The sequence below is a fragment of the Micromonospora sp. MH33 genome, from assembly GCF_003013775.1.
GTDB lineage: Bacteria > Actinomycetota > Actinomycetes > Mycobacteriales > Micromonosporaceae > Micromonospora > Micromonospora fulviviridis.
Genome location: NZ_MUYZ01000397.1, coordinates 1 through 4,913, shown reverse-complemented (window position 1 = coordinate 4,913; position 4,913 = coordinate 1). Strand labels below are relative to the sequence as shown.

The 4,913-nt window shown below is 74.8% G+C and carries 2 protein-coding genes; both read left to right on the top strand.

The window, feature by feature from the left end:
- On the top strand, nucleotides 1-544 hold a 544-nt coding region (locus B0E53_RS33100; protein ID WP_107079548.1), incomplete at its 5' end, for an acyl carrier protein.
- 22 nt (nucleotides 545-566) lie between these two features.
- Nucleotides 567-4,913 (top strand): type I polyketide synthase (locus B0E53_RS33095; RefSeq protein ID WP_210406310.1); only part of this gene is annotated, 4,347 nt, incomplete at its 3' end.

The window sequence follows — 4,913 nt, the reverse complement described above, 5'->3', positions numbered from 1 at the left end:
GCGGCGCGCCGCCGCCCCGGCCGGCGGCCTCCGCGACCGGCTCGCCGCGGCCCCCGCCGAGGACCGGCGCCGCCTGGTCGAGGAGCTGGTCGCCGGCCAGGTCGCCGAGGTGCTCGGGTACGCGTCGACGGCCACCGTCGGCCCCGACCGGTCCTTCACCGAACTCGGCTTCGACTCGCTCACCGCCGTCGACCTGCGCAACCGGCTAACCACCCGCACCGGGCTGTCCCTGCCGGCGACCCTGGTCTTCGACCACCCCACCCCGGCCGCGCTCACCGGGCACCTGCTGGCGCAGCTCGGACCCGGCCCGGCCGCGCCCACCCTCCTCGACGAACTGGACCGCCTCGAAGCGGCGTTCGCCGCCACCCCGCCGGAGACCCTCGCCGAGCTGGCGGCCGACGAGGAGATCCGATCCACGGTCGCCGCCCGGCTGCGCGCCCTGCTCACCCGCTGGGACGGCGACGGCGGCGTCACCGCCACCCTCGACGACGCCAGCGACGACGAACTCTTCGATTTCATCGACAGCCGCTTCGGCCGGTCCTGACCCCGCGACAGGTGAATCCCCGATGGCGAACGAAGCCAAGCTCCGTGAGTACCTCAAGCGCGTCACCGCCGACCTCCACGAGACCAGCGAACGGCTCAGGGCCGTCGACGCGAAGACCCACGAGCCCGTCGCCATCGTCGGGATGAGCTGCCGCTACCCGGGTGGGGTCCGCTCACCTGAGCAGCTGTGGGACCTGGTGGCCGCCGCCGGCGACGGCGTCACCGGATTCCCCGTCGACCGGGGCTGGGACACCGACCGGGCGTACGACCCGACGGGGGAGCGGCGCGGCAGCACCTACGCCCGGGAGGGCGGGTTCCTGCACGACGCCGGGAACTTCGACCCGGAGCTGTTCAAGATCTCCCCGTACGAGGCGCTGGCCATGGACCCCCAGCAGCGGCTCATGCTGGAGGCGTCCTGGGAGGCCATCGAGGACGCCCGGATCGACCCGCTCTCGCTGCGCGGCAACCGGGTCGGCGTGTTCGCCGGCATGATGTACCACAACTACGCCGCCGGGCTCGGCGAGATCCCGGAAACCCTGGACGGCTTCATCGGCGGCGGCACCGCCAGCAGCGTGCTCTCCGGCCGGGTCGCCTACACCCTCGGCTTCGAGGGGCCGGCCCTCACCCTCGACACCGCCTGCTCGTCGTCGCTGGTCGCGCTGCACCTGGCCGTGCAGTCGCTGCGTTCCGGCGAGTGCACCCTGGCCCTGGCCGGCGGGGTGACCGTGATGACCACCCTGGAGACGTTCGTCGACTTCAGCCGGCAGCGCGGCCTCGCCCCCGACGGGCGGTGCAAGTCGTTCGCCGAGGGCGCCGACGGTACGGGCTGGTCCGAGGGCGTCGGCGTGCTGCTCCTGGAACGGCTCTCCGACGCGCGCCGGCTCGGCCACCGCGTTCTCGCCGTGGTCCGGGGTTCGGCGGTGAACCAGGACGGGGCGTCGAACGGGTTGACGGCGCCGAACGGTCCGGCGCAGCAGCGGGTGATCCGGTCGGCGTTGGCGGCGGCGCGGTTGTCGCCGGTGGATGTGGACGTGGTGGAGGCGCACGGTACGGGCACCACGTTGGGTGATCCGATCGAGGCGCAGGCGTTGCTGGCGACGTACGGGCGGGGGCGGGACGGGCACGAACCGCTGCTGCTGGGCTCGGTGAAGTCGAACCTGGGGCACACGCAGGCGGCGGCGGGTGTGGCGGGCGTGATCAAGATGGTGTTGGCGATGCGGCACGGCCTCGTCCCGCCGACGCTGCACGTGGACGCACCCTCGTCCAAGGTGGACTGGTCGTCAGGCGCGGTCAGCCTGGTGACCGAGGCGCGGCCGTGGCCGGTGGCGCAGCGGGCGCGTCGGGCGGCGGTGTCGTCGTTCGGTATCTCCGGCACGAACGCGCACGTGATCCTCGAAGCGCCGGAACCCGAGCCGGTGCCGTCGGCGGACCCGGCGGTGGTCGATCTGCCGGTGGTGCCGTGGCTGGTGTCGGCGCGGTCGGCGGAGGCCCTGGCCGGTCAGGCGGCGCGCCTGGCCGGGCACGTCGATCAGCACGAGGACCTGTCTGCCGTTGACGTCGGTTGGTCGCTGGCGACCACGCGGGCGGCCCTGGAGCATCGGGCGGTGGTGGTCGCCGCGGGCCGGGACGGTCTGCTGGCCGGCCTGTCCGCGCTTGCCGAGGGCGGGTCCGCGCCGGGCCTGATCACCGGCGCGGTCACCACGGGTCGGCGGGCGTTGCTGTTCACCGGTCAGGGTGCGCAGCGCCCTGGCATGGGCCGGGACCTGTATGGCCGGTTCCCGGTGTTCGCGGAGGCGTTCGATCGGGTGTGCGCCCTGTTCGAGGGCCGGCTCGACCGTCCGTTGCGGGAGGTGGTGTTCGCCGAGCCGGGCAGCGACCTCGCGGTGTTGCTGGACCAGACCGTCTACACGCAGGCGGGGTTGTTCGCGGTCGAGGTGGCCCTGCACGAGTTGCTGTCGTCGTGGGGTGTCACGGCCGACTATCTGGCCGGCCATTCGATCGGTGAGGTGACCGCCTCTTACGTGGCCGGGATGCTCTCGCTGGAGGACGCCTGCGCGCTGGTGGCGGCTCGTGGTGCGTTGATGCAGGCGCTGCCGGCTGGTGGTGGGATGCTCGCCGTCGCCGCGTCGGAGGAACAGGTCCGGAACCTCCTCGCCCCTGCCCGTGACCACGCGACGGTCCCGGCCGACGTGGCTGCGGTTGCGGTTGATGTGGCGGCGGTGAACGGGCCGGGGTCGGTGGTGTTGTCCGGCCCGGTCGTCGAGTTGGACCGACTCGCGGGGGAGTGTGTCGAGCGGGGCTGGCGGGTCAAGCGGTTGCCGGTGAGTCACGCGTTTCATTCGCGGTTGATGGAGCCGATGCTGGCCGATTTCCGTGCGGTCGTGGAGGGCCTGGACTGGAACGCCCCGCGTCTGCCGGTCGTGTCGAACCTGACCGGTCAGCTCGCCGACCCGGCCGAGATCGCCGGGCCGGAGTACTGGGTGCGGCACGTGCGCGAGGCGGTGCGGTTCGCTGACGGCATCGCCACCCTGCACACCCTGGGCGTCACCACGTTCCTGGAGGTCGGCCCGGACGCCACCCTCACCGCCATGGCCGCCGAAACCACCGCCGACGGCCCGGTGCACCACATCCCGGCGCTGCGCCGCGACCAGGACGACACCACCGCCCTGACCACCGCCCTTGCGAGGCTGCACGTCACCGGCACCCGGATCAACTGGACCGCCTGGTTCACCGCCACCGGCCAGCAGCCCCGCACCGTCGACCTGCCCACCTACGCCTTCCACCACCGGCGCTACTGGCTCGACGCCCGCAGCCGCGGCCACGGCGGCGACACCGACGACGCGGCGTTCTGGCAGGTCATCGAGAACGAGGACGTCGCCGCGCTCGCCGCCGCCCTCGCCGTCGACCCCGACGCGCCCCTCGCCGACGTGCTGCCCGCCCTCTCCGCCTGGCGACGCCGGCAGGAGAGCGAGACCGCCCTCGACTCCTGGCGCTACCGGGTCAGCTGGCAGGCACTCCCCGACAGCAGCCGGCCCGACGTCGGCGACCTCCTCCTCGTCGTGCCCGCCGAGGAGAACGGGCCGGCGGCCGAGTGGGCGGCCGCGCTCACCGCACCCGGCGTACGGGTGCTGCCCGTGCCTTCCGGCGCCGGGCGCGCCGAGCTCACCCGCTACCTCGCCGACGTCGCCACGCCGGAGACCGTGCTGTCGCTGCTCGGCCTCGCGTCCGGGACCCACCCGGACAGCGCCTCCGTGCCGCTCGGGCTCGCCGACACGGTCACCCTCGCCCAGGCGCTCGGCGACGCCGGAATCACCGCCCGGCTCTGGATCGCCACCCGCCAGGCCGCCACCGTCGACCCCGGCGACCCCACCGTCGAACCCGACCAGGCCCTGCTCTGGGGCCTCGGCGGAGTGCTGGGCGCCGAACACCCGCACCGCTGGGGCGGTCTCGTCGACCTGCCCGGGACGGTCGACCCGCACGCCGTACCCCGGCTGCGCCGGCTGCTCGGCGGCGAACCCGGCGAGGATCAGGTGGCGCTGCGGGCCTCCGGCGCGTACGCCCGGCGGTTGGTGCGGGCCGGACGGCCGGCCGGCGCCGGACGGAGCTGGACGCCGCGCGGCACCGCGCTCGTCACCGGCGGCACCGGCGCCCTCGGCGGCCTGCTCGCCCGGCACCTGGTCACCGGATGGGGGGTCGACTCGCTGGCCCTGGTCAGCCGGCGCGGCCCCGACGCCGACGGGGCGGCCGAACTGGCGGCCGAGCTGACCGCCCTCGGCGCCCGGGTGCGGGTGCTCGCCTGCGACGTCACGGACCGGGACGCCGTACGCGACCTCGTCGGGCGGCTCACCGACGGCGAACGGCTCGCCGGAGTGGTGCACACCGCCGGCGTCCTCGACGACGCCGTGGTCACCGGCATCGACCCCGACCGGCTGGCCCGGGTGCTCGCCCCCAAGGTCGACGCCGGCTGGTGGCTGCACGAGGCCACCGCCCACCTCGACCTGGACCTGTTCGTCGCGTTCTCCTCGATCGCGGGCGTGCTCGGTTCCCCCGGCCAGGGCGCGTACGCCGCCGCCAACAGCTTCCTCGACGCCCTCGCCGGTCACCGGCGGGAACGCGGGCTGCCCGCCCACTCCCTGGCCTGGGGGATGTGGGACACCGACGGCATGGCGGCAGGCCTCAGCGACACCGACCGGTCCCGGGTGTCCCGCGCCGGTCTCGGCCTGATCACCGCCCCGGTCGGCGCCGCGCTGTTCGACGCGGCGGTCGCCGCCGACGCCGACGCCCTCGTCCCGGCCGTGGTCGACGTGCCCGCCCTGCGCGCGGCGGTCACCGCCGCCGGCGTACCGCCGATGCTGCGCGCCCTGGTCGGG